Source organism: Hanstruepera sp. CR43 (genome assembly GCF_055227665.1).
In genome coordinates, this window is sequence record NZ_CP200078.1 from 2,692,822 (window position 1) to 2,715,684 (window position 22,863).

Below are 22,863 nucleotides of genomic sequence, written 5' to 3' on the forward strand. Positions count from 1 at the left end.
TGGTAAATTTAACAAAATAAGCTTAATAAATGAATTCATTATTGTTTATAAGAATGTTCGAGCCTTTCAATGCATTTGATTTTAATTTGACTGTAATATATTGTTGAAATGATAATGATTTTTCAAAGTTTAATATGACATCAATTTGTTGCGAGTGAAAACTTGGTGTGTCATTCGTATAATCAATTAAGTCTTCAATAATATTATCAAAATAATCTGATTGCATATCAGAAGAGAAATTAATAATTACATGATCTTTGGGTGATTTTTCGGAAAAGCCTTCAGCGCTTGAGTCTATATGATAAACCACATCAGTAAACTCAATAAAACCTAGATTGTTAATACTCAAATCATGGCAGGTAAAATAGTTTTTAGCATTTTCATTTTTATGCATGCCATCGCCATGACGTTTTTCTTGCAAATACTGCAAATGGGGGAGAATTTGTTTTAAAGTTAAACGCTTGTCAATATTTACCAACCAATTGGTTGTTCCTATCATATTTTTTCTGTTAAACTCAATGCTATCTGTTTCTTTATCAAAAAACATATAAATGGGTGAAACATCATGGATTTCCGTAATTGTGGCATTCTCAATCTCTGGCAACTGCACAATTTTGTCTGATCCACATGAGAGTAAGGATAACAATATCAGTACATAGAATAAGTACTTCATAGTTTTAATGACTTAATTGATTAAGTAAAGTGATACATTCAAAAGCTTCCTTAACATCATGAACTCGAAGGATATTAGCCTGTTTTTGTAAAGCAATCGTATTTAGAATGCTCGTGCCATTTAGCGCTTGGTCGGCTGATGAATCCAAAAGCTTATAAATCATAGATTTTCTGGACAGACCAACTAGAATGGGTCTGTCAAGATGGGTGAAGAGTTCGAGATGATTGAGTAGTTCATAATTTTGTTCCATTGTTTTCGCAAAACCGAAACCTGGATCAATAATAGTATCAATAATTCCAGCTTTTCGCGTTTCAGAAAGTCTTTCTGAAAAGTAAAAAGTGATATCCTCGATTAAATTATTGTACTGGGTTTGCTGCATCATGTTTTGAGGGTTTCCGCGCATGTGCATCATGATATAAGGAACTCGTAGTTGTGCAACTGTCGCAATCATTTTATCATCCAATATTCCAGATGAAATATCATTAACCATGGCAGCGCCAGATTCAACAGCTTCTTTAGCAACGGCACTTCTGAAAGTGTCTATGGATATGATGATGTCAGGAAATTCCTTAACCAAAAGTTCAACTATGGGCAACGCTCTTTTTAATTCTTCTGATTCCGTCACTTCAGCAGCATTGGGTCTGGAACTGTATGCACCAATGTCAATAAACGTGGCACCTTCTTTTAGCATCACATAGACTTGTGATAAAAATTCGCTATCATTTTTGTATTTGCCACCATCATAAAATGAATCAGGTGTGATATTGAGTATACCCATGACTTTGGGTGCTGATAGGTCTATGAGTTTGCCTTTGCAATTTATGGTCATTAATACCGTATTTATGGTTGTTTGTTTATCTATTGAAAACTTTAAACCTGAAACTTTGAACTTTAAATTTATTTATGCGAAATTTACACAAAATTCAACGTAATTCATGCAAGAAACCTCAAAACAATACGATGCCGTAATTGAAACCTGTAGAAATTTATTTATCAAGAAAATGTCAGATTACGGAAGTGCATGGCGCATTTTACGATTACCATCTTTAACCGATCAAATCTTTATTAAAGCACAACGTATTAGAGGCTTACAACAAAATGATGTGAGAAAAGTTGACGAAGATGAAGTGAGTGAATTCATTGGTATTATTAACTATTGTATCATGGCATTGGTTCAGTTGGAGTTAGGTGTCGTTGAGCAACCAGATTTATCTACAGATGAAGCTATCAAGTATTACGATGAGAAAATATCACTTACCAAACAATTAATGATGGACAAGAATCATGATTACGGTGAAGCTTGGCGTGATATGCGCGTGAGTTCACTGACTGACTTAATTTTGCAAAAGTTATTGCGTGTGAAACAAATAGAAGACAATAAAGGCAAAACTCTAGTAAGTGAAGGCATTGATGCCAATTATCAAGATATGATTAATTATGCAGTTTTTGCTATGATTCATTTAAATGAAAAATAATATTATGAAGTATATCGTACAAATATGTAGAATTCTTGTTGGTGTTTTATTCATTATTTCTGGGCTTATCAAACTAAATGATCCGCTGGGGTTTTCTTATAAACTTCAGGAATACTTTAGTGCCGATGTTTTAAATATGCCATTTTTAGAACCCTACGCATTAATGATTTCCATTTTTGTAGTGGTTTTTGAAGTGGTTTTGGGCGTTTTTCTGTTAATAGGATATAAACCAAAATTTACTATTTGGAGTTTGTTGGGGATGATTGTGTTTTTTACATTCTTAACATTCTATTCGGCATATTTTGATAAGGTTAAAGATTGCGGTTGCTTTGGCGATGCGCTTAAATTGACGCCTTGGGAAAGTTTTACCAAAGATGTTATTCTGCTCGTCCTAATTTTAGTCATATTCTTTGGAATTAAATATATCAAACCAATTTTCAGCTCATTGGGTGTTACCGTTATTGCATTGATAAGTTTTATTGGAAGTTTATGGTTCGGGTATCATGTATTGATGCATTTGCCAGCCAAGGATTTTAGAGCTTATAAAGTTGGAGCAAACATTCAGGAAGGTATGATTATTCCCGAAGATGCTCCTAAACCAGTTATTGAGTATTATTGGAAATTCAATGTAAATGGTGAAGAGAAAGTGATTACAACCGATGGAACCTATCCAACAGTTGATGGTGAATTTATTGGTGTGGATACTAAAATAATTGATGAGGGTTATGATCCGCCTGTTAAGGACTTTTCGATAGAAACGGATACTGAAGATTTAACGGATAAGTTTTTGAATGAAGACAAATTGATTATGATTATCATGTATAATTTGGCAACAGCTGAACCCGATGGTGTTGCCAAGCTTAAGTCATTTTCTGAAAAAGCAATGAAAAAAGGTTATACAGTTATTGGTTTGAGCGCATCTGGAACAGATGAGAAATTACAATTTAAAGCCGATCATAAATTAGCATTCGATTTTTATTTATGCGATGAAAAAGCTTTGAAAACAGTCGTTCGAGCTAGTCCTGGAATTGTGAAACTCAATAAAGGGACGGTTATGCAAAAAGCACATTGGAATGATATTGATGATATAGATTTGTAGTTATTTGATAAGCTATTTCCTAAATAAACTATTTTATTCTTTACTCACATTATTTGGAGTAATCACGGTTATTTTTTTGTTATTTAATGTATTGCCAGGTGATCCAGCAAAAATGATGTTGGGTCAAAACCAATCTGCGGAACAAGTTGAAGCTGTGCGTAAAAAATACGGTTTTGATAAGCCAAAAATCACGCAATATTTTTATTATTTGAATGACCTATCACCTGTATCATTTCATAATAGAGATTCGGAATCTTATACCTATTTGAGAAAAAGTAAGTACACGGGTTCAAAATTAGTGACGATTGGTCAAACGGACATTGCATTAAAATTCCCTTATTTGCGCGAGTCGTTTACTAAGCAAGGAAAAAAAGTATCTGAAGTCATTGGGGAAACACTACCCAATACGTTTGTACTTGCTGTATCTGCAATCCTCATTGCGATTACGCTCGGAATTATTTTTGGTATAATATCGGCCATTTACAAGGACACCTGGTTAGATAAATGCATTCAAATAGTTAGTACGGTTGGTATGAGTGTGCCGTCATTTTTTAGTGCTATTTTATTTGCTTGGGTGTTTGGGTTTTTACTGCATGAATTCACCAATCTGGAAATGACTGGAAGTCTCTATGAATTGGACGATTATGGGGAATCGATGCACATTAAATGGAAGAATTTGATTTTACCAGCCATAGTTCTAGGAATAAGACCGTTAGCTGTTGTGATACAATTAATGCGAAATTCCTTGTTGGAAGTTATGAATCAAGATTATATCCGAACGGCCAGAGCCAAGGGCTTAAGTGAATTCCAAATAATCAAATCGCATGCAATAAAAAACGCTATGAATCCTGTTGTTACGGCTATTTCCGGTTGGTTTGCATCCATGTTGGCAGGCGCTGTATTTGTTGAATATATTTTTGGGTGGAATGGCCTTGGTAAAGAAATTGTTAATGCACTCAATATGCTAGATCTACCCGTTATAATGGGTGCAGTTCTCATCATTGCCATTATATTTATAATTATCAATATTTTTGTTGATATTATTTATACTTGGCTGGATCCAAAGGTTAAATTGGTTTAACAATCAAAATTTACAGATGATTAAAAAACTGACTTTCATTGTTATTTCATTTTTATTTATAAGCTGTCAGGCACAAGAACTGCCTACTGTTTTTTCGGAAGAGGCCCTAAACGACCAATTTATTAACATAGATGGCCAAAGCTTAAAATTCAAAGAAATTTTAGAAACACATAGCGGGCAAACCATTTTTGTGGATGTTTGGGCATCTTGGTGTCGTGACTGTATAGAAGGATTGCCGCACTTGAAAGCTTTGCAAAAAAGACATAAAAACGTTACGTTTCTTTTCTTATCTTTAGATAAAGATGTTTCCAGATGGAAAAAAGGCATTGAGAAGCATAAAATAAATGGTGAGCATTATTTTATGCAATCTGGTTGGGATGGTGTGTTTGGAGAGTTTTTGGATTTGGATTGGATTCCAAGATATATGGTGATTGACAAAAATGAAAATATTAAGGTTTTTAAGGCAATAAAAACAACCGACGATAATTTATTAAAAGTATTACAATGAGAAGACAAATAGTAGCCGGTAATTGGAAAATGAATTATGGATTAATTCAAACGGAGACACTAATTTCAGAATTAAAACAGCAGAAAAAAACATCACATGCCGAGGTTATGATTGCACCTGCATTTACAAATTTATGGCATGCTTTTGAGGCCACCAGACAATTTCCTATAGAGGTTGCTGCACAAAACATGCATTTTTCTGAAAATGGTGCTTATACCGGAGAGGTAAGCGCTGGTATGTTGAACAGTATTGGTATAAAAACGGTTATTTTAGGACATAGTGAACGACGTGCTTATTTTAATGAAACCGACGAAGCCCTTGCGAAAAAAGTGGATACGGCATTACAGCATAAAATGCAGATTATTTTTTGTTTTGGTGAGGAACTTTCCGATAGAAAATCTGACAATCATGAACATATTGTAGCAAAACAAATTAATAATGCATTATTTCATTTAAAAGCTACTGATTTTGAGAAAATCATTTTAGCGTATGAGCCAGTGTGGGCTATAGGAACAGGCGAGACTGCAACACCAGAACAAGCACAGAGTATGCATGCGTTTATAAGAAAAACTTTAGCAGATAAATACGGTCAAGATTTGGCAGAATCTGTCTCTATACTTTATGGAGGTAGTGTGAAACCCAACAATGCTAAAGAAATTTTTTCAAAGCCGGATGTGGACGGTGGCTTAATAGGCGGTGCATCTTTAAACACCGAAGACTTTTTTGCCATTGTAAACGCTTTTTAGTTCGTTATTGAATGTCTAATACAACTTACATCGGATACGATTTTCAAGTAGTTCCTTTACAACCAGGAGTCGAAATCCTAATCGCAGAGTTGGGCTTTGCTGGTTTTGAAAGTTTCGTGGAAACAGAAACAGGCGTTACAGCATATATTCAGAAACCGGAATGGCATGAACACATTCTGGATTCGATACAGATACTGCATTCAGGTGAATTTGAAATTACCTATGAGTTTCAAGAGATAGAACAGGTCAATTGGAATGAGGAGTGGGAACGTAATTTTACGCCTATTGAAGTTGATAATCAAGTAACCGTTCGTGCGCCTTTTCATGTAAAACCAGATACCCAATATGACATAGTCATTGAGCCCAAAATGAGTTTCGGAACGGGACATCACGAAACGACTCATATGATGATTCAGCATATTTTAAAAAATGATTTTGAAAATAAGTCCGTATTGGACATGGGTTGTGGGACTGGTGTGTTGGCTATTTTGACTGAAATGAAAGGTGCTGCAAACATTCATGCCATTGATATTGATAATTGGTGTTACCTCAATAGTCTAGAAAATGTTGAGCGGAATAATTGCAAGCATATTTCAGTATTTGAAGGCGATGCCAGTATGTTGGATGGTAAACATTATGATGTCATTATTGCAAATATTAACCGTAATATTTTATTGAACGATTTGAGTGCTTATGTACCTTGTCTTAACACATCAGGCATGTTATTTTTGAGTGGATTTTACAAAGATGATATTCCAATAATTGTAGATACATGTAATAATTTAGGTTTAACTCACGTTGAAACTATTGAGAAAAATCATTGGGTTGCCCTAAAATTCATAAATTAGTTTAAAAATTACCATGAGTACGCAAGAAAAAACTTTAGAGGATGTTTCTTTGAAAGAAGATGTTCTAAAGCAAAATGAAATTATTCTATATAATGATGATGTCAATACATTTGATCATGTTATTGAAACGTTGATGTATGCCTGCGACCATACTCCAGAACAAGCAGAACAGTGTTCCATTATTGTACATTATAAAGGAAAATGCACTGTAAAAACAGGCGTGTATGATGATCTAAAGCCGCGTTGCTCTATGTTACTGGAAGCTGGTTTAAGTGCGGAAATTATCTGACACAAAAAAACGCCCAAATTTACTTGAGCGTTTCTTCCATCACTATTAACTAGTTTAACCAAAAACTAAACGTCTTTACCTTTTAACATTTTGTTCCAATATAGATATGGTAAGCCATATTTTTTCAACATCCATAAGCGCCAATGTTCTTTTGAACTGTCAAAAATCAACATTTGCTTTAATTTTGGATCTGGCGTGAAATTACTATCATAATCAAATTCAGCTAAAACCATTTTGCCATAACCTGTAACCAATGGACATGAAGAATAGCCGTTGTAATTATGATTGCTGGCAGCTTCATTGGCCATTAAATGTAATAGATTTTCAACCACTACAGGGGCTTGCTTTCTAATGGCTGCTCCCGTTTTGGCTGTAGGTAATGCGGCAACATCTCCAATTCCAAAAATATTAGTGTATTTATTATGTTGAAGCGAATGATGATCGACATCCAACCAACCAGCATCATTGACTAAAACAGAATTCTTAACAAATTTAGGCGCTGTTTGTGGTGGCGCTAAATGTAACATATCAAATGGCATTTCAATAATGGTATCACCGCTCATTTTTTCACCTAATTCATTATCTTCAATGATCACACATTTGTTTTCTTCTGGAGCTGCATTTCTAAAATAGACTATCTTCTTATCAGAATCTATTTTAAAAGGCGCATAGAACGGTTTAAAATGTATGCCATAATTATGAATGACATTCATCAATGTTTCCCTGATAGGCTTGACACCAAAAATAACACTACCAGGTGTAGCAAATATGACATTACTTTTATTCTGAAGACCATTCTTTTTAAAATAGTCAGCCGCTAAATAGGCTATTTTTTGAGGTGCTCCACCACATTTTATAGGTGTGGTAGGTTGAGTGAATATAGCATTTCCTCCCTTGAAGTTTTTTATGACTTCCCATGTGTGTTCTGGGTCGGTATAGTTGCTGCAAACAACTCCTTTTTCTAGCGCTTCGGGTAGCCCTTCAATTAATTCTGGTGCCATAACGAGTCCTGGAGCAACGACTAGATAATCGTAGCTAATGTCTCCATTCGATTCGGTTTGAACAATATTACCTTCGGGATTGAAACCAGTTGCAAAATCTTTAATCCATGTGACACCATTAGGCATAACATCTCGCATGGGTTTGGCGGTTTTCTTGAAATCAAAAGTTCCCGCGCCAACCAATGTCCATGCTGGTTGATAATAATGGGTGTCTGCAGGCTCTATGATGGCAACGTCTAACTGACTGTTAGTTTTTAGTAGCTTGGCCGCAACCATAATGCCTGCTGTTCCGCCACCAATTATTAATATTTTATGATGTTTGCTCATAATGTAATGTTTTGATTAACTTTCTAAAAATAAAAGACTTGCGTTTGTAATTCAGTAACAAATGTTACAAAGACCCAAAACCCATGATTATTATTGCTTTCTTCAAGTAGACGTTAGCTCTTGATTTATAGGTGCTTAAAATTAAAAAGCGACCAAATAGAATTTGATCGCTTTAAAACACTAACCATCATAACATAGTTGTAGGACAGACATAGTCCGATTTTTCAATGTTAGTATTTTTCATCTCATTAAAACCACCAGAAACATCTACAAAATCATCCCAACCGCGTTGTTTTAAAATGGAGGCAGCTATCATACTTCTATAACCACCAGCACAGTGTATTACAAAAAACTTGTCTTTCGGGAATGTAGATAAATGTTGATTTATTTCATTTAGCGGCACATTTATGGCATCTATAACATGTTCTGAATCAAATTCGCTTTTCTTTCTGACATCAATAACAAGTGGGTTTTCAGAATACATTTCCTCGAATTCCTTCGGAGAAATTCTAGATACAGTATCAACTTCCTTATGGCTTTCTGGCCAAGATTCAAATCCATTTTTTAAATAACCAATCGTATTGTCATACCCAACACGGCTTAATCTGGTAATAGCTTCTTCTTCTTTATCTGGATAGGTTATGAGGAGTATTTGTTGTTTGACATCTGGAATCATTTCGCCAACCCATTGAGCAAAATTGCCTTCTAAACCAATATTAATACTATTTGGTATGAAGCCTTTTGCAAAATCATCGGCATTTCGAGTATCCAGCATGAGAGCTTCGGTTTCATTGGCAAGTAATTCAAATTCTTCTGGGCTCAATGCCTTTGTGGCGCGATCCATGATCGTGTTTAAACTTTCATACCCTTGAATATTCATAAGTACATTTTGCGGAAAATAACCAGGAGGTGTTGTTAAGCCTGTCAGTAATTCTTTAATAAACTCATCCTTACTCATATCAGGTCTTAAAGCGTAATTGGTCTTCTTTTGGTTACCCAAAGTATCGGTAGTTTCCTTACTCATCATTTTTCCACAGGCAGAACCAGCGCCATGATTCGGGTAAACAATTAAATCATCACTTAACGGCATTATTTTATTACGAAGTGAATCATACAAATGGGCTGCTAATTTTTCTTCTGTTAGATCGGCAATGACATGTTGTGCTAAATCTGGTCTACCAACATCGCCAATAAATAAGGTGTCACCTGTAATGATGCCATATTCCTTATTATTTTCATCAATTAGGAGATACGTAGTGCTTTCCATGGTGTGGCCAGGTGTATGAATGACCTTCACTTTATAATTGCCAACATGGAATATTTGACCGTCTTCAGCTACGATAGCATTATAGTTAGGTTTTGCCGTTGGACCAAAAACGATTTGTGCACCAGTCTTCTTTTTCAAATCTAAATGACCACTAACAAAATCGGCATGAAAATGGGTTTCAAAGACGTACTTAATTTTGGCGTTGTCATTTGTGGCTCTGTCGATGTAAGGTTGTACTTCTCTTAAAGGATCAAAAATGGCTGCTTCACCATTATTTTCAATATAATATGCTGCATGTGCGATGCATCCTGTATAAATCTGTTCTATTTTCATGTTATATTAGTTTTTCGTTTGGATAAACTTACTACATGAAAAAATGATTTTCAGTTACTTATGTTACATAACTGATATTGAAAATAATTCTATTAAATGTATATGAATGGAAAATGAAGAAAGTCTAAAATAAAAAACGCAACTAATATTTATTAATTGCGTTTGTTTTCGTGACCACGGCAGGATTGTTTCACAAGAAGCTAAAGTCTGACAAAGCTCCGCTTTGAAAACAATTCAAACAAAAAAACGCTCAAGTAAACTTGGCGTTTTTTTTAATCGAATTATTTATTCGTGACCACGGCAGGATTCAAACCTGCAACCTCTTGAGCCGTAATCAAGTGCGCTATTCAGTTGCGCCACGTGGCCGATTTTGTGGGTGCAAATATATTCCTTTTTTAGATAAACTGCCAAATAAAATTTAAATTAATCCAGAGCATTTTTGGTGACATACAATTTCCAAGCAAAAATAGCCATTTGTAATTTCGTGGCTTTACTCAAATCTAAACGTTGTTTGGTATAACTTGGTAATACAGCTTTGTTGACCTTGGCTAGAAATTTGAAAAATTGTTTTTTCATAGTTTGAACTTCAATGCAAATATAAGAGCAATTACATAAATGCTAGAATGTTAAAAATAATGATTTATTAAAGTCCAGAACAAAATATTGGCATACAGTTGATTACATTTGCCTAAATTCTCCTTAAATGAAATATGTTTTTAGTGCTGTTATGCTATTTTTTTCATTACAGCTATCGTTTGGTCAAATAGTCATTAACGAATTGGATTGTGATACGCCAGGTGTTGATGACAAGGAATTTTTAGAATTGAAATCGGATACGCCCAATTTTGCATTGGACGGCTATGTCGTTGTCTTTTTTAACGGGTCAGATTCTGGAGCCGATTCTAGTTATATGACTATTGATTTGGATGGTTATCAAACAGATGTCAACGGTTTATTACTTATTGGAAGTAATACGGTAGAACCATTTCCACAATTGCTTATCGGTGAGAATGTGATTCAGAATGGAGCGGATGCCGTAGCCATTTATCAGGGAAGCGATATTGATTTTCCTGAAGGTACTTTGGCAACACAAACGAACCTGATTGATGCTTTGGTTTATGATACCACTGATGCAGATGATATTGAATTGATGGCCTTGTTGGGTGTTGCCGAACAGATAAATGAAGGTTCAAGCAACAATACCAATTCCATTCAACGAAATAATGATGGTTCATACACCGTTGCCTCGCCAACGCCCAGAGCTTTAAATGACGGTAGTGGCGTGCAGTTTAATCCAATAACCATTTCCACATCACAATCACAATATAATGAAGGCGATATATTTGATATTGTTTTTACAGCCCAAGATAATGTGACTGCCGATTATGAATTCACTATTAGTTTAGTTAATGACGGATTCGATATGACTGATTTTTCAGGAGAAACAACATTAACTATTTTAAATGGTCAAAATTCGGTTTCTACAACTATTACCATAATTAATGATGATGTGGATGAAGGTGATGAAGAAATTGTCATAAGCTTTTTTGATTTGGAATTGCCTTACATAGCCATGAATAACGATGTGGTGGTGAGAGCGGTAGACGATGATTATATCATTGCTAATTTTGGGACACCTATTAATCCAACTTATGGAGTAGTGGAAAGCATGCAACCAGTTGGTTATTATGACAGTTTGGATGGTTTGGCTGATATAGATTTGAGGCAAGCATTGCAAGAAATTATTGCCAATCCTGCTGTTGTGAGAGCGCAAACCTATGCTGATTGTGTGGACATTTTAAAACAAGCCGACCAGAATCCTGAAAATAGTAATCAAGTATGGTTGGTATATTTAGAACAAGGTCGTGCTAAATTAGATTTTCAAACAACATCAAATAATGTAGGAACCTGGAATAGGGAACATACCTTTCCACGTTCGCGCGCTGGATATGATAGTATTGAGGGAGATGAAATCGCTGATGGTATTGATGTGTACTGGGAAACAAAGGCGGATTCATTGCGTCATGGCAATTCAGATGCTCATGCTATAAGAGCTGTCGATGGTCCAGAAAATAGTAGTCGTGGTAATCAGTTCTATGGAGAATATAATGGTCCTGTTGGAACTTTGGGCGGCTTTAAGGGTGATGTGGCTCGTGGGGTATTCTATTTGGCTGTGCGATACAATAGTTTGGAAATTGTCAACGGTTTTCCTGATGGCATGGTTGGCCAATTTGGTGATTTAGCTACCTTATTGGATTGGCATAGAAACGATCCGCCAGATGATTTTGAAATGAACCGAAATAACATAATCTATAATTGGCAATTTAACCGAAACCCCTTTATTGATCAGCCTGATTTAATAGAGTACATCTGGGGCAATATGGTAGGAGAGACCTGGGAGCAACCTTTAAGTGTTGACGAAAACCAATTGAATAATATTCAAATATTCCCCAACCCAAGTTCTGGGACGTTTAAGGCGAATGGATTGCAAAGTGGATTTAGAGCTCAACTCTTTACTTTAGATGGAAAGTTAATTGGCAATCAGATTGCGGATAGTAATCTGGTATCCTTTGATGTTGAAACAGGAATCTATATCCTAAAATTATCCGACAACAGAAATTCTGTGATCAAAAAGATTATTATTCAATAAATTTAGCTATTTGAGCTGCTCTTTGTAAAGCTTAAAGACGGTTTCAGCTAATTCAGCACGTGGGCTATTTTTAAAAGTGTTGAAGTCTAATTTTAAGCCCAAAACCTCATTTATTTTGCTGATTAAGTCTTCTGTCACTAATTCATCAGGGTCGGCATTCCAAGAAGTGATAATACTGTTCAAAGCCAATATTTGAAAGCCTTTAAATCCAACTTGATTGACATTGATGTCCTTAAAATAGATTAAAACGGCGCCATAATCCAATAAGTGTATTTGTAATGCCCCAATTGGGATTTCTTGAATGGGTTTTTGGTATTTCAAGCACAAATGTGCCGCCAAACCAGCGGTTTCACCAAATGCCATCCATGTGGGTTCCATGCGCAATGCAGAGAATCCTAAATGTGTTCCCGATATCGGAACGGGAGATATGAGATTAGTGATATTTTTAGGGACTATGACACCAAAAGGAATTGTAAAAGGCTTGGTTTCATAACTTAAAAACCCTTCTAAATGCGCTCTGTCTTCTTCCCGTTTTCGGATACCATGTGAATCTATGCTGTAATGGCCAGAGCTTATGCTGGTTTTATGAATGGGAGGCCTGCTACTTTCATTTATTGGCAAAGCGTCATGTGCTGTGTAAAAATAAAGACCTTTCATGCGTCTGCCTTCTCGAACATAAACTTGTCTTGGAAAAAAACCATTATCTTGGTATTCAAACTTGTCCAATCCCCATTGTGCCGTTTTTTTCTTAAACCAATGAGGCAGTTCATCATCGTTTTGCGCAAAATACAAGAGCCCTAAAGTGTACTCTTTTAAACGCTCGGCAAAGGCATCACGCCAAATCCAATCGGAACTAGGCCATTTCCAGTTTTCTTCTGGTAGGTCCGTTGACAGAAAAGCTAGATGCTGATTATTGGCATCCGACTTATCATTGGGAAGCGTGATCATGTTCACCAATTTGTGGATGCCTTCTTTATTTCCAGGAACATGTGGTTTAAAATGCAGTTCTTCTTTGAATTCTTCAAGTTTGTGATTGCCTGATTCTATATAGTTGTGATATTCATAGGAGGCATTTCGACCCGTTTCCACATCATTGATTAAAGACGTGTATTCGTTTCGATCATAATTTTTTGGTTTTTCAATTTTAACAAAAGCACCCTGGTTTGTAGTAAGGCACAATCTGTAATTATAAGCTTGTATGGCTTTGTCTCCTTTGTAAGTTGATCCTTCTCCTGCTGGACCATTCCAGTATTTGTAGACTTTACCCCCAAATGGTTCATTGAATTCAGATTTGGATTCTCTTCCAATAGCATAAGGCACGCCAGCTGCAGCAATTAAATCACCTTCGTATGTGGCGTCAATAAAAACACGCCCTTTAATTCTTTTTTTGGTATTGGTATGTCTGTCCGTAATCCAAATACTGCTAATCTTGGAACGGGTTTTTGAAACATTTTTAGGCAAAGCATCAAATTGATGATAAGTTAGGGCTGTTATTTTTGGATGATTAGCTATCATATTCATTAATACTTGCTCGGCAACTGATGGCTCAAAATGGTAACCATCATCACAATCTTGATACTGGGATGAATTTTCACCATAGTTTTTTTTATAATATTCTTTTACTTGATCAATGAATGTTTTAAAAAGACCACCTACAGCACCTCTGGTGTCTAAATCAGTAGCGCCTAATCCATTGGCTGGAAGTCCACCTAAATGTTTAGATCGTTCAATGATGATACTGCTTTTACCTTCACGGTCTCCTGCAATTGCAGCCATAATGCCTGCAGGTGTTCCCCCAATAATGACAATGTCGTAGACTTTTGAATGGTCCTCCGTATTTTGGCCCAAAGTTGAGAATGAAGCCCAGAAGGCCAGTAAGGAAATAAATAGATACTTGTTAAGTGATGAACCCATAGGAATTGGTTAGTGTTTTATAAAATTACGCAAATTCTCACAAAAAAAGCCTTTCCAGTGGAAAGGCTCTTATTAAATTTATAGAACAATACTATCATTTAGTCTTAATAATAATGGCTCCGTCTTTAGCTTTATCACCATATTTCTTTGTGGCACTATCGCCTTTAAGAACATTCACACTTTTAATCGTGTCTGAATCTAATTTATCCAAATCTTTTTGTGTAATTTCTTTGCCATCCAATAGAATATATGGTTTTTCGTTGTCATCAGTTGAAAAGAAAAAATGGTTGCCATTATCTTTTTTTAAGAATTTGTATTCTACTTTTCCATCATCATCACTTACCCACGTTGATGTTCCTGGCTTTGCTTCAAAGAACCCGTTATTTGATCCAGAAGATCTAACGCGTTGCGTTGAATGAGGGAATTTTTTCAATGCATAAACATTGTTATCAGATTTCAACTCAATAATTTCATCTTCACCATCTTCATTGGTAATAGTGACTACGCGCTTACCATTGTTTGAGTTACTGTTTTTAATGACATAGGCTTTTCCGCTTCTAATAATGACTTCGCTATCATCATCGTGATCATCATTACTGCGGAATTCATACTCAACATGATGATTGTTTTCACAATCTTCATCACAATCATGTGCTCGTAAGGAATAGGTGACCCCATTGTTTCTGGCTTCAAATCTTGCTCTGGCTCTATCCCGAGCCATAAAAGATCGTTCTCTGGCTCTAGCAGATCTGTCTCTAATTTCGTGACTTCTTAATGTATAGGCACTTGATCGATGTATGTTTGCATTTCCAATGGAAATATTATCACTATCAGCATCAAATGAAATGTTTATGGGGTTAATGGGATCGTCACCGTTTAAGTTGTAATTAGCTTCGGAATCATCCGAACTGGCATCAATTTTAATAGCAGTTATTTCACCTGAATCATTTCGTTTAACACCTTTAAATTTAACTTTTAAACCTTCTTTTTCTAATTGGGCTTTAGCTAAATTTAAATCAGCTTCAGTAAAGTCTTTTGTAATGGTAACGGTAATTTTATTGGGAAAACTTACTAGACTGGGTTCTGAAAAGGTTGTTTTACCGTTTAAAATGATAGCACCATCTTTACCAGTCTTGCCAAAACGTCTGGTAGCTTCAGGTTTGTTTAAAACCTCAATACTACCCTTGGTTGTGAATTTGTTACCAGGAAGGTCTTCTTTTTTGTAGGTTTTGCCTCCAATCACATATAGCGGATTTTTACCAAGGTTTTGGTCTTTTTGTTCTGCTTTGTCTTTAGGTTCTTCATTGTCAAACTTGGCAAGCGTTTTGTCTTGTGCTAAAGTGATTTCTTGTTTGGCTATGTGAGTATTGGAATCTTCTTCTAAAATGTTCAGAGTAATATCTTCTTGTTTAGGGTCAAAAGAAATTTTAAACGGAGCAATAACGTTGGAGTCAGAATTTGAAACACGCATACGTTTGGTGAAATCGCTACCATCTTTGTATTTGGTATTTAATGTTAATGCTTTCAAGCTATTATCTGAATTGCGTTCAATATCTGAAAATTTTACTTGAACCGTTTTATTCTTAAAATAGTTTGTTATCATTTCCAAGTCAGCATCTGAACTTGTTGAAGTGATCATGAAATCCTTTTGAATTATGGGAAGCACTTCATTTTCTTTGGCAATGTAAACTTCCTTGGTGTTGAAGCTCATCAGGAAGATAGCCAGTACCGGAATTATTAATGCATATTTCCAAGCATTCAGTTTGTTTGATTTTGATTTGTGTAACATAATTATTCGTTTTTTGATTAATGAATTGTAAAAATTATTGGTTATAGCCAGATGTTGATGAGGCACGCTGGCTTTTAATAGGAGCTTTTGATAACTTTCTTTGCAGTCTGAAATAGTTTGGGCTTTCTGATCGGCAATGAATTCCAGGTTTTGCTGAAGTTCCTTTTTGTAAAGCCATATTAACGGATTGAACCAAAATATGACACAGCAAATTTGTGCCAGTAAATTGTCTATGGTATGATGTTCTTTGGCATGGATTTTTTCATGGTTAATTATGTAATTGATTTCTTGTTTTTTAAACTGTTTAGGATTGTAAACAATCCAATTAAAAAATGAAAATGGTGCAATTTTTTCTAAGACTTCAATAAGTGAATATCGACCGATACGGACTTTAGAATTAGATTTAATTAGTTTATGTAATGACAATAGTTCAATAGTTAATTTTCCTGCAAAAAAGATAATACCCGATGCATATATTATACTTGCTATTTCTAACCAATCAACAGATACCTTTTGACTTTGCGGATTTGAAATCACTTCAGTAAAATATACTGGCGTGCTACTGACTACTGGAGTATATTCAATATATATGGGTATCACAGCACTAGGTAGAAAGGCTGCCGTTAGTAAACCTATTAATAAGTACCATCTGCTGGATTCAAAAAATGTTTCTCGTTCTAAAAACAAACGGTAACTAATGTAAAACAATGCAATTATGGCTGATGATTTTAGTAAGTAATCCATATTAGTTGTTTTTTTCTATGATGGCAATAATTTCCTTAAGTTCATCCAAGCTAATCTTTTCTTCCTTGGCAAAAAACGATACCACGTTTTTATAGGAATTGTTAAAATAGTTTTCAATAGCCGTATTCATATACTTCTCTTTATAAACCTCCTTACTTATGATCGGGTAATATTGGTGCGTCTTACCATAAGCGTTATAACTAACATATCCTTTTTCCTCCAGGTTTCTAATTATTGTTGAAAGGGTATTATAATGGGGTTTATCTGTTTTTATCTCGGCCAATACATCTTTTACAAAAGCTTTTTCAAGCTTCCATAATATGTGCATGATTTCTTCTTCCTTATTTGTGAGTTTTTGCATGGTATGTAAATTTGTTTTCAAACATATAACTATTTTTATAGTTATACAACTAACTATATAGTTATTTAACGAAATTTTTAGTTTTTATTGTAAAATGAAATGAAATAGTATCTTCGCAAAAAATAGTTTTTATGAGTTTTGTTTGGGTGTTTTTAGGCCTTGTCTTATTGGTTGTGGGTGGTGAGTTTTTGGTACGTTCGTCTGTGGCATTGTCCTTTAAATTTAATATTTCAAAACTTGTAATCGGTATGACCGTTGTATCATTTGCTACCTCTGTTCCAGAACTTTTAGTGAGTTTACAAGCCGCATTAGATGGTTCGCCTGATATTGCATTAGGTAACGTCATCGGATCCAATATTGCCAATATTGGTTTAGTGTTGGGTGTTACTGCGTTTATTTCACCATTGGCCATTAGTAAGGATTTCTATAAGTTGAATTGGCCTATGATGATGCTATTGTCCATTGCTTTATATTTTATTTTGAAAAGTGGTTTGGTCATAAACTTTGGAGAGGGTTTGGCGTTAATTTTCTCACTAATCATTTTCTTGTATATCTTGATAAGAAGATCCATGAAGGAAGGTGTTGAAGCTTCCGAGGAAATAGATGAAGCTTTACAGACTACTTCCAATTTTAAAATTATCGCTTGGTTAATTATTGGTGGACTGGCTTTATATTATGGTAGTGAATGGTTGGTTGATGGTGCTAAGGAAGTAGCACTTTCATTTGGTGTGAGTGAGCGTGTTATATCAGTGACAATGGTCGCCATTGGTACAAGCGTTCCAGAATTGGCGGCATCGGTCATTGCTGCATTGAAGAAGGAGAAGGCAATCTCCTTGGGGAATTTAATTGGTTCCAATATATTTAATATAGCTTCGGTTTTAGGTCTAACGGCTATGATACATCCTATTGCTGTTAAAAATCCCAACATATTGAGTCAGGACATTTTTTGGATGTTGGGCTTCGCAGTTATACTATTGCCTCTGGCTTTTTTGCCCAAACGCTTTTCTCTAGGAAGGTGGAAGGGTATGTTAATATTGACTGCTTATATTGTTTTTATCTATTTGGCTTTTGCTGGCGATAAATTATAGGGTTGTAAATTCAGTTATTGACATTTGTTGATATTTAACCCTAAAATAACAGGGGTGTAATTCATTATATCATCAAAAAATTATATTTTTGCCCTTTCAAACGAAACCTAAATATAATTTTATGTCAACTTTAAGATTTCATGCTATCAAAGAATCGTATACTAGAAAACCGGTTCATATTGAAGAAAACGAACGTCGTTCAACTATTTTCGGATCTAACGTCTTCAACGAAGACACTATGCGTCAATATTTGACTAAAGAAGCATTCAATAGCGTTATGGACGCTGTTCAAAATGGATCAAAAATCGATCGTGTTGTCGCCGATCACATATCGACAGGAATGAAGGAATGGGCCATCTCAAAAGGTGCCACTCACTACACGCATTGGTTTCAACCTTTAACCGGAGCAACTGCTGAAAAACATGATGCATTTTTTGAGCCTATTGGTCATGGGCGAGCTATCGAAAAGTTTGGTGGCGGTCAGTTAGTACAACAAGAGCCCGACGCTTCAAGTTTCCCAAATGGAGGTATTAGAAATACCTTTGAAGCACGTGGCTATACAGCATGGGATCCAACATCGCCTGCGTTTATTTTTGGTACAACACTTTGTATTCCTACAGTTTTTGTGGCCTATACAGGTGAAGCCTTGGATTTTAAAACGCCATTATTAAGAGCATTACAGGCAGTTGATACGGCCGCAGTAAATGTTTGTAAATATTTTGACAAAAATGTAAAAAAGGTTAATGCATCTTTAGGTTGGGAGCAAGAATATTTCTTAATTGATAGTTCGTTAGTTGCTTCAAGACCTGATATTGTACTTACGGGACGAACGCTTCTTGGGCACTCTCCAGCCAAAGGACAGCAGTTGGATGACCATTACTTCGGAACGATTCCAAACCGAGCAATGGCTTATATGAGAGATTTGGAAAATGAATGCATGCTTTTAGGTATTCCCGTAAAAACAAGACACAATGAAGTAGCGCCAAATCAGTTTGAGCTAGCACCCGTGTATGACGAAGCAAATTTAGCTGTGGACCATAACTCATTACTGATGGATGTTATGGATAAAGTTGCCGAAAGACATGATTTTAAAGTGTTGTTTCATGAAAAACCATTTGCTGGAGTCAATGGCTCAGGAAAGCACAATAACTGGAGTTTAGGAACGGATACAGGAGTTAATTTATTGGGGCCTGGTAAGACACCAATGAGTAACTTGCAATTTTTGACATTTTTCATTAATACCATTAAAGCTGTTCACGATAATGAGGAATTATTACGTGCTGCCATTGCATCGGCAAGTAACGACCATCGTTTGGGAGCCAATGAAGCGCCACCGGCAATCATTTCAGTGTTTATTGGTGAACAATTGACCAACGTGCTTAATGAATTGCAAAATGTTACAAATGGTAAATTATCTCCAGAGGAGAAAACCGATTTAAAGCTAAATGTAGTAGGCAAAATCCCTGAAATACTTTTGGATAATACTGATAGAAATAGAACATCACCGTTTGCTTTCACAGGAAATAAATTTGAATTTAGAGCTGTTGGCTCCAAGGCCAATTGTGCTAATGCGATGACAGTTTTGAATACCATTATGGCCAAGCAACTTATGGAATTTAAAGATGAAGTGGATGCACTCGTAGACAAAAAAGGCCTTAAAAAGGATGAGGCTATATTTAATGTGTTAAGAGAATATATCAAAAAGTCAAGCAATATTTTATTTGAGGGTAATGGATATGGCGAAGAATGGGAAAAAGAGGCTGAAAAACGTGGTTTAAGTAACAACAAGACAACTCCTGAAGCACTTAAGGCTAAAGTTTCAAAAAAAGCTATCCAGTTATTTGAGGAGTTAGGGGTTATGAATAAGGTGGAGTCTGAAGCGCGTTATGAAATTGAAATGGAAGAATATGTTATGCGTATTCAAATTGAAGGACGTGTGTTGGGTGATATTGCGAGAAATCACATTGTACCAACCGCAGTGCGTTACCAAAACATTTTAATTAAAAATGTCAAGGGCTTAAAAGAAATATATGGTACTGGCTTTAAAAAGTTGGCTCAAGAGCAATTGAATTTGATTGAAGAGATTTCAGGTCATATAGCTTCCATAAATTCAAATGTTACTAAAATGACTAATGAGCGTAAGAAAGCTAATGGAATTGAAAATATTGACAAGAAAGCAGATGCTTATTGCTTCAAGGTCAAGCCTCTCTTTGATGACATAAGATACCATTGTGACAAATTGGAACTCTTGGTTGACGATGAATTATGGCCATTAACTAAATACAGAGAGCTATTGTTTACCAAATAAACAATAACAAGAGAATTGATATAAAAAGCCCTGTTTTTCAGGGCTTTCTTGTTTTTAATTGTCGTTAATCTGATAATTTTAGTATGTCAACGAAAAAGGACTACCTATTAAGTGATGATTTTGAATTATTAGTATTTTTGTATTGCTATTAATCATTATTTAAGTTAACATGAAAAGGCTCATAATAAGTGTGCTTATGCTTATGGCTGCAACCCTCATCTTTTCACAAGCAAACGATACTCATGAAGATGATACTTCTTCTCAAGAAATCGTAAAGCAAGAAGGTGATAATTCTGTTTTAGGATAGAGCATACTTTAAAAAGGAAACTTAATTCTCTCCATAACAATCACGGCATCATGCTGTGATTTTTTTGTTTAAAATCTTTTTTAGAATATTAATTGATATGTTTGGTTTTGTTATATTGCAACATTATAACTAAACTATTGATTAACAACCAAATGAATCGTTCGCCGTTTCGTGCTACTTATCTTGTTCTATTAATCGGTTTTATGAGTGTGCTGGGGATTAACAAAATACTAGCTCAAGAAAATCAATCTGCAACACTTCCAAAAACAGATTTCTATGATTATAGAGGAACCAATACTATTGATATAGGCATCGGGACATCGGTTATGAATGGTGATTTAGTAGATCCGTTATTTGAGATTTATACTCACTTTGGTTATAAACGGTATATCATACCTTATGTGAATGTCAACATTGGGTACCATAAATTTAATTTGGCCTACAAGGATGTTTTTAATGAAGGCTTCATGTCTTTCGATTTAAATTTAGAATTACTTCCCTTTCCACACGAGCGCATATCTCCGTTTGCCTATGTTGGAGGCGGTATCAATGCTGCTAATTATTTCACACAGGTAGATTCCAAAATCCAAGGTGGAGTTGGAATAGAGTATATTGCTTATGAAGGAGTTGGTTTAAAATTATACACTGATTACAATATGGTATCCAGTGATGAATTGGAAGGAAAGGTGTATGGAAAGGCTGATGATGTCTATTGGCGAATTGCCTTTGGCATAAACTTTTATTTTGGTGGTCAGAAAAAGAAAGAAAAAATTCTTAAAAACATTCCAACAGTTATTAAATCAAATCCAATTACGACCAATTAAATAGATTACAATTCTTATTTTTGCAACTCAATTAGTTTCCATGAGCCAAGAAGTAAGTAAACGTTATGCCCAAAGAGGTGTTTCGGCATCTAAAGAAGATGTGCATAATGCCATAAAAAACATTGACAAAGGTTTATTCCCAAAAGCTTTCTGTAAAATAGTTCCTGATTATTTAACTAATGATGATAACTATTGTTTGATTATGCATGCCGATGGTGCTGGTACTAAATCATCCCTGGCTTATATGTATTGGAAAGAAACCGGAGATTTGTCAGTTTGGAAAGGTATTGCTCAAGATGCCCTTATAATGAATATTGATGACTTACTATGCGTTGGAGCGACTGATAACATCATGCTGTCTTCTACCATTGGCAGAAACAAGAACTTAATTCCAGGAGAAGTCATTTCTGCAATTATTAATGGGACCGAAGAGTTGATTCAAGAGCTTAAAAATTTTGGTGTTACTATTCATTCTACTGGAGGAGAAACAGCAGATGTTGGTGATTTGGTAAGAACGATCATTGTAGATTCTACTGTAACAGCAAGAATGAAGCGTTCAAATGTTATTGACAATGCTAATATCAAAGATGGTGATGTGATTGTTGGTTTGGAATCTTTTGGACAAGCAACATACGAAAAAGAGTATAACGGCGGCATGGGAAGCAATGGTTTAACATCTGCTAGACATGATGTATTCCATAAATATTTGGCTGAAAGATACCCTGAAAGTTATGATGCCTCTGTTCCAAATGAATTGGTGTATTCTGGAAATATGCAATTAACAGACAAGGTTGAAAACGCACCCATTGATGCGGGTAAGTTGGTATTGTCTCCCACTAGAACCTATGCGCCAATAATTAAAGCAATTTTGGGTAAATATCATAGTGATACGGTTCATGGTATGGTTCACTGTAGTGGTGGTGCACAAACTAAAATCCTCCATTTTATTGAGGATTTACATATCATAAAGGACAATATGTTTCAGGTGCCTCCGTTATTTAAACTTATTCAAGAACAGTCTAAAACATCTTGGAAAGAAATGTATCAAGTATTTAACTGTGGTCATCGAATGGAATTGTATGTTGCTCAAGAAATAGCTGATGATATTGTTGAAATATCTCAATCTTTTAATGTGGCTGCAAAAATTATTGGTCGCGTTGAAAAATCTTCTAAAAAGAAGTTAACCATACGCAGCGAATTTGGTGAATTTATCTACTAGTTTAAGTCTCCT

General features: G+C 35.3%; 21 protein-coding genes and 1 tRNA gene. 13 read left to right on the top strand and 9 right to left on the bottom strand.

Going from position 1 to position 22,863, the window contains the following annotated elements:
- Positions 1 to 22: 22 nt before the first annotated feature.
- Both ACKXGU_RS12330 and folP read right to left on the bottom strand, forming a co-directional pair.
- Positions 23 to 673 (bottom strand): hypothetical protein, encoded by a 651-nt coding sequence (locus ACKXGU_RS12330; RefSeq protein ID WP_463465588.1) that lies wholly within the window; start codon positions 671 to 673, stop codon positions 23 to 25.
- Between the two features lie 4 nt (positions 674 to 677).
- Positions 678 to 1,502: a dihydropteroate synthase gene (gene folP, locus ACKXGU_RS12335; protein WP_463465589.1), complete on the bottom strand. Its 825-nt coding sequence runs from the start codon at positions 1,500 to 1,502 to the stop codon at positions 678 to 680.
- A 106-nt stretch (positions 1,503 to 1,608) separates the two neighbouring features.
- On the opposite strand from folP, the gene ACKXGU_RS12340 reads away from it, so the two are divergent.
- Genes ACKXGU_RS12340 through ACKXGU_RS12370 form a run of 7 tightly spaced genes read left to right on the top strand, consistent with a single transcriptional unit; the run spans position 1,609 to position 6,719 of the window.
- A complete protein-coding gene (locus tag ACKXGU_RS12340) occupies positions 1,609 to 2,148 on the top strand; it encodes a DUF1599 domain-containing protein (RefSeq protein WP_463465590.1) in 540 nt (179 codons plus the stop codon).
- Positions 2,149 to 2,152: 4 nt separating this feature from the next.
- Complete coding sequence (locus tag ACKXGU_RS12345) at positions 2,153 to 3,247, top strand: BT_3928 family protein (RefSeq protein ID WP_463465591.1); 1,095 nt, start codon at positions 2,153 to 2,155, stop codon at positions 3,245 to 3,247.
- A 4-nt stretch (positions 3,248 to 3,251) separates the two neighbouring features.
- The gene (locus ACKXGU_RS12350) at positions 3,252 to 4,328 is read left to right on the top strand and encodes an ABC transporter permease (RefSeq protein ID WP_463465592.1); all 1,077 of its coding nucleotides are present in this window, start codon (positions 3,252 to 3,254) and stop codon (positions 4,326 to 4,328) included.
- A gap of 16 nt (positions 4,329 to 4,344) precedes the next feature.
- Complete coding sequence (locus ACKXGU_RS12355; RefSeq protein WP_463465593.1) at positions 4,345 to 4,836, top strand: TlpA family protein disulfide reductase; 492 nt, start codon at positions 4,345 to 4,347, stop codon at positions 4,834 to 4,836.
- Positions 4,833 to 5,582, top strand: a complete 750-nt coding sequence (tpiA, locus tag ACKXGU_RS12360; RefSeq protein WP_463465594.1) for a triose-phosphate isomerase — start codon at positions 4,833 to 4,835, stop codon at positions 5,580 to 5,582. The genes ACKXGU_RS12355 and tpiA overlap by 4 nt, the downstream gene beginning before the upstream one ends.
- 11 nt (positions 5,583 to 5,593) lie before the next feature.
- Complete coding sequence (gene prmA, locus ACKXGU_RS12365; protein WP_463465595.1) at positions 5,594 to 6,430, top strand: 50S ribosomal protein L11 methyltransferase; 837 nt, start codon at positions 5,594 to 5,596, stop codon at positions 6,428 to 6,430.
- Between the two features lie 13 nt (positions 6,431 to 6,443).
- Positions 6,444 to 6,719 (top strand): ATP-dependent Clp protease adaptor ClpS, encoded by a 276-nt coding sequence (locus ACKXGU_RS12370; RefSeq protein ID WP_103051919.1) that lies wholly within the window; start codon positions 6,444 to 6,446, stop codon positions 6,717 to 6,719.
- A gap of 65 nt (positions 6,720 to 6,784) precedes the next feature.
- On the opposite strand, the gene ACKXGU_RS12375 is transcribed toward ACKXGU_RS12370, so the two are convergent.
- From ACKXGU_RS12375 to ACKXGU_RS12390, 4 genes are all read right to left on the bottom strand, one after another.
- Positions 6,785 to 8,047, bottom strand: a complete 1,263-nt coding sequence (locus tag ACKXGU_RS12375; protein ID WP_463465596.1) for an NAD(P)/FAD-dependent oxidoreductase — start codon at positions 8,045 to 8,047, stop codon at positions 6,785 to 6,787.
- Positions 8,048 to 8,234: 187 nt separating this feature from the next.
- Positions 8,235 to 9,647: an MBL fold metallo-hydrolase gene (locus tag ACKXGU_RS12380; protein WP_463465597.1), complete on the bottom strand. Its 1,413-nt coding sequence runs from the start codon at positions 9,645 to 9,647 to the stop codon at positions 8,235 to 8,237.
- A gap of 292 nt (positions 9,648 to 9,939) precedes the next feature.
- Positions 9,940 to 10,013, bottom strand: a tRNA-Arg gene (locus ACKXGU_RS12385).
- A gap of 57 nt (positions 10,014 to 10,070) precedes the next feature.
- The gene (locus tag ACKXGU_RS12390) at positions 10,071 to 10,223 is read right to left on the bottom strand and encodes an SsrA-binding protein (RefSeq protein ID WP_463465598.1); all 153 of its coding nucleotides are present in this window, start codon (positions 10,221 to 10,223) and stop codon (positions 10,071 to 10,073) included.
- Between the two features lie 127 nt (positions 10,224 to 10,350).
- Here ACKXGU_RS12390 and ACKXGU_RS12395 point away from each other — a divergent pair, with 127 nt between their 5' ends.
- Complete coding sequence (locus tag ACKXGU_RS12395; protein ID WP_463465599.1) at positions 10,351 to 12,297, top strand: endonuclease; 1,947 nt, start codon at positions 10,351 to 10,353, stop codon at positions 12,295 to 12,297.
- 6 nt (positions 12,298 to 12,303) lie between these two features.
- Here the strand turns inward: ACKXGU_RS12395 and ACKXGU_RS12400 are convergent, their stop codons facing one another.
- From ACKXGU_RS12400 to ACKXGU_RS12410, 3 genes are all read right to left on the bottom strand, one after another.
- On the bottom strand, positions 12,304 to 14,211 hold the full coding sequence (locus ACKXGU_RS12400) for an FAD-dependent oxidoreductase (RefSeq protein ID WP_463465600.1): 1,908 nt from the start codon (positions 14,209 to 14,211) through the stop codon (positions 12,304 to 12,306).
- Between the two features lie 94 nt (positions 14,212 to 14,305).
- Positions 14,306 to 16,744 (bottom strand): M56 family metallopeptidase, encoded by a 2,439-nt coding sequence (locus ACKXGU_RS12405; RefSeq protein WP_463465601.1) that lies wholly within the window; start codon positions 16,742 to 16,744, stop codon positions 14,306 to 14,308.
- Position 16,745: 1 nt separating this feature from the next.
- Positions 16,746 to 17,105: a BlaI/MecI/CopY family transcriptional regulator gene (locus tag ACKXGU_RS12410; protein ID WP_463465602.1), complete on the bottom strand. Its 360-nt coding sequence runs from the start codon at positions 17,103 to 17,105 to the stop codon at positions 16,746 to 16,748.
- 131 nt (positions 17,106 to 17,236) lie between these two features.
- Here ACKXGU_RS12410 and ACKXGU_RS12415 point away from each other — a divergent pair, with 131 nt between their 5' ends.
- From ACKXGU_RS12415 to ACKXGU_RS12435, 5 genes are all read left to right on the top strand, one after another.
- Positions 17,237 to 18,193 (top strand): calcium/sodium antiporter, encoded by a 957-nt coding sequence (locus ACKXGU_RS12415; RefSeq protein WP_463465603.1) that lies wholly within the window; start codon positions 17,237 to 17,239, stop codon positions 18,191 to 18,193.
- A gap of 121 nt (positions 18,194 to 18,314) precedes the next feature.
- On the top strand, positions 18,315 to 20,501 hold the full coding sequence (locus tag ACKXGU_RS12420; RefSeq protein ID WP_463465604.1) for a glutamine synthetase III family protein: 2,187 nt from the start codon (positions 18,315 to 18,317) through the stop codon (positions 20,499 to 20,501).
- A 169-nt stretch (positions 20,502 to 20,670) separates the two neighbouring features.
- Positions 20,671 to 20,808 (top strand): hypothetical protein, encoded by a 138-nt coding sequence (locus tag ACKXGU_RS12425; protein ID WP_463465605.1) that lies wholly within the window; start codon positions 20,671 to 20,673, stop codon positions 20,806 to 20,808.
- A gap of 152 nt (positions 20,809 to 20,960) precedes the next feature.
- Entirely contained in the window at positions 20,961 to 21,632 is a 672-nt protein-coding gene (locus ACKXGU_RS12430) for a Curli production assembly/transport component CsgG (protein WP_463465606.1), read from the top strand.
- Positions 21,633 to 21,672: 40 nt separating this feature from the next.
- On the top strand, positions 21,673 to 22,851 hold the full coding sequence (locus ACKXGU_RS12435; RefSeq protein WP_463465607.1) for an AIR synthase related protein: 1,179 nt from the start codon (positions 21,673 to 21,675) through the stop codon (positions 22,849 to 22,851).
- The last annotated feature ends 12 nt before the right edge of the window (positions 22,852 to 22,863 follow it).

Excerpts from the sequence above, each read along its gene's own strand:
- ACKXGU_RS12330 (WP_463465588.1), bottom strand. The coding sequence starts at position 673 with ATGAAGTACTTATTCTATGTACTGATATTGTTATCCTTACTCTCATGT.
- folP (WP_463465589.1), bottom strand. The coding sequence starts at position 1,502 with ATGACCATAAATTGCAAAGGCAAACTCATAGACCTATCAGCACCCAAA.
- ACKXGU_RS12340 (WP_463465590.1), top strand. The coding sequence starts at position 1,609 with ATGCAAGAAACCTCAAAACAATACGATGCCGTAATTGAAACCTGTAGA.
- ACKXGU_RS12345 (WP_463465591.1), top strand. The coding sequence starts at position 2,153 with ATGAAGTATATCGTACAAATATGTAGAATTCTTGTTGGTGTTTTATTC.
- ACKXGU_RS12355 (WP_463465593.1), top strand. The coding sequence starts at position 4,345 with ATGATTAAAAAACTGACTTTCATTGTTATTTCATTTTTATTTATAAGC.
- tpiA (WP_463465594.1), top strand. The coding sequence starts at position 4,833 with ATGAGAAGACAAATAGTAGCCGGTAATTGGAAAATGAATTATGGATTA.
- prmA (WP_463465595.1), top strand. The coding sequence starts at position 5,594 with ATGTCTAATACAACTTACATCGGATACGATTTTCAAGTAGTTCCTTTA.
- ACKXGU_RS12370 (WP_103051919.1), top strand. The coding sequence starts at position 6,444 with ATGAGTACGCAAGAAAAAACTTTAGAGGATGTTTCTTTGAAAGAAGAT.
- ACKXGU_RS12375 (WP_463465596.1), bottom strand. The coding sequence starts at position 8,047 with ATGAGCAAACATCATAAAATATTAATAATTGGTGGCGGAACAGCAGGC.
- ACKXGU_RS12380 (WP_463465597.1), bottom strand. The coding sequence starts at position 9,647 with ATGAAAATAGAACAGATTTATACAGGATGCATCGCACATGCAGCATAT.
- ACKXGU_RS12390 (WP_463465598.1), bottom strand. The coding sequence starts at position 10,223 with ATGAAAAAACAATTTTTCAAATTTCTAGCCAAGGTCAACAAAGCTGTA.
- ACKXGU_RS12395 (WP_463465599.1), top strand. The coding sequence starts at position 10,351 with ATGAAATATGTTTTTAGTGCTGTTATGCTATTTTTTTCATTACAGCTA.
- ACKXGU_RS12400 (WP_463465600.1), bottom strand. The coding sequence starts at position 14,211 with ATGGGTTCATCACTTAACAAGTATCTATTTATTTCCTTACTGGCCTTC.
- ACKXGU_RS12405 (WP_463465601.1), bottom strand. The coding sequence starts at position 16,744 with ATGGATTACTTACTAAAATCATCAGCCATAATTGCATTGTTTTACATT.
- ACKXGU_RS12410 (WP_463465602.1), bottom strand. The coding sequence starts at position 17,105 with ATGCAAAAACTCACAAATAAGGAAGAAGAAATCATGCACATATTATGG.
- ACKXGU_RS12415 (WP_463465603.1), top strand. The coding sequence starts at position 17,237 with ATGAGTTTTGTTTGGGTGTTTTTAGGCCTTGTCTTATTGGTTGTGGGT.
- ACKXGU_RS12420 (WP_463465604.1), top strand. The coding sequence starts at position 18,315 with ATGTCAACTTTAAGATTTCATGCTATCAAAGAATCGTATACTAGAAAA.
- ACKXGU_RS12425 (WP_463465605.1), top strand. The coding sequence starts at position 20,671 with ATGAAAAGGCTCATAATAAGTGTGCTTATGCTTATGGCTGCAACCCTC.
- ACKXGU_RS12430 (WP_463465606.1), top strand. The coding sequence starts at position 20,961 with ATGAATCGTTCGCCGTTTCGTGCTACTTATCTTGTTCTATTAATCGGT.
- ACKXGU_RS12435 (WP_463465607.1), top strand. The coding sequence starts at position 21,673 with ATGAGCCAAGAAGTAAGTAAACGTTATGCCCAAAGAGGTGTTTCGGCA.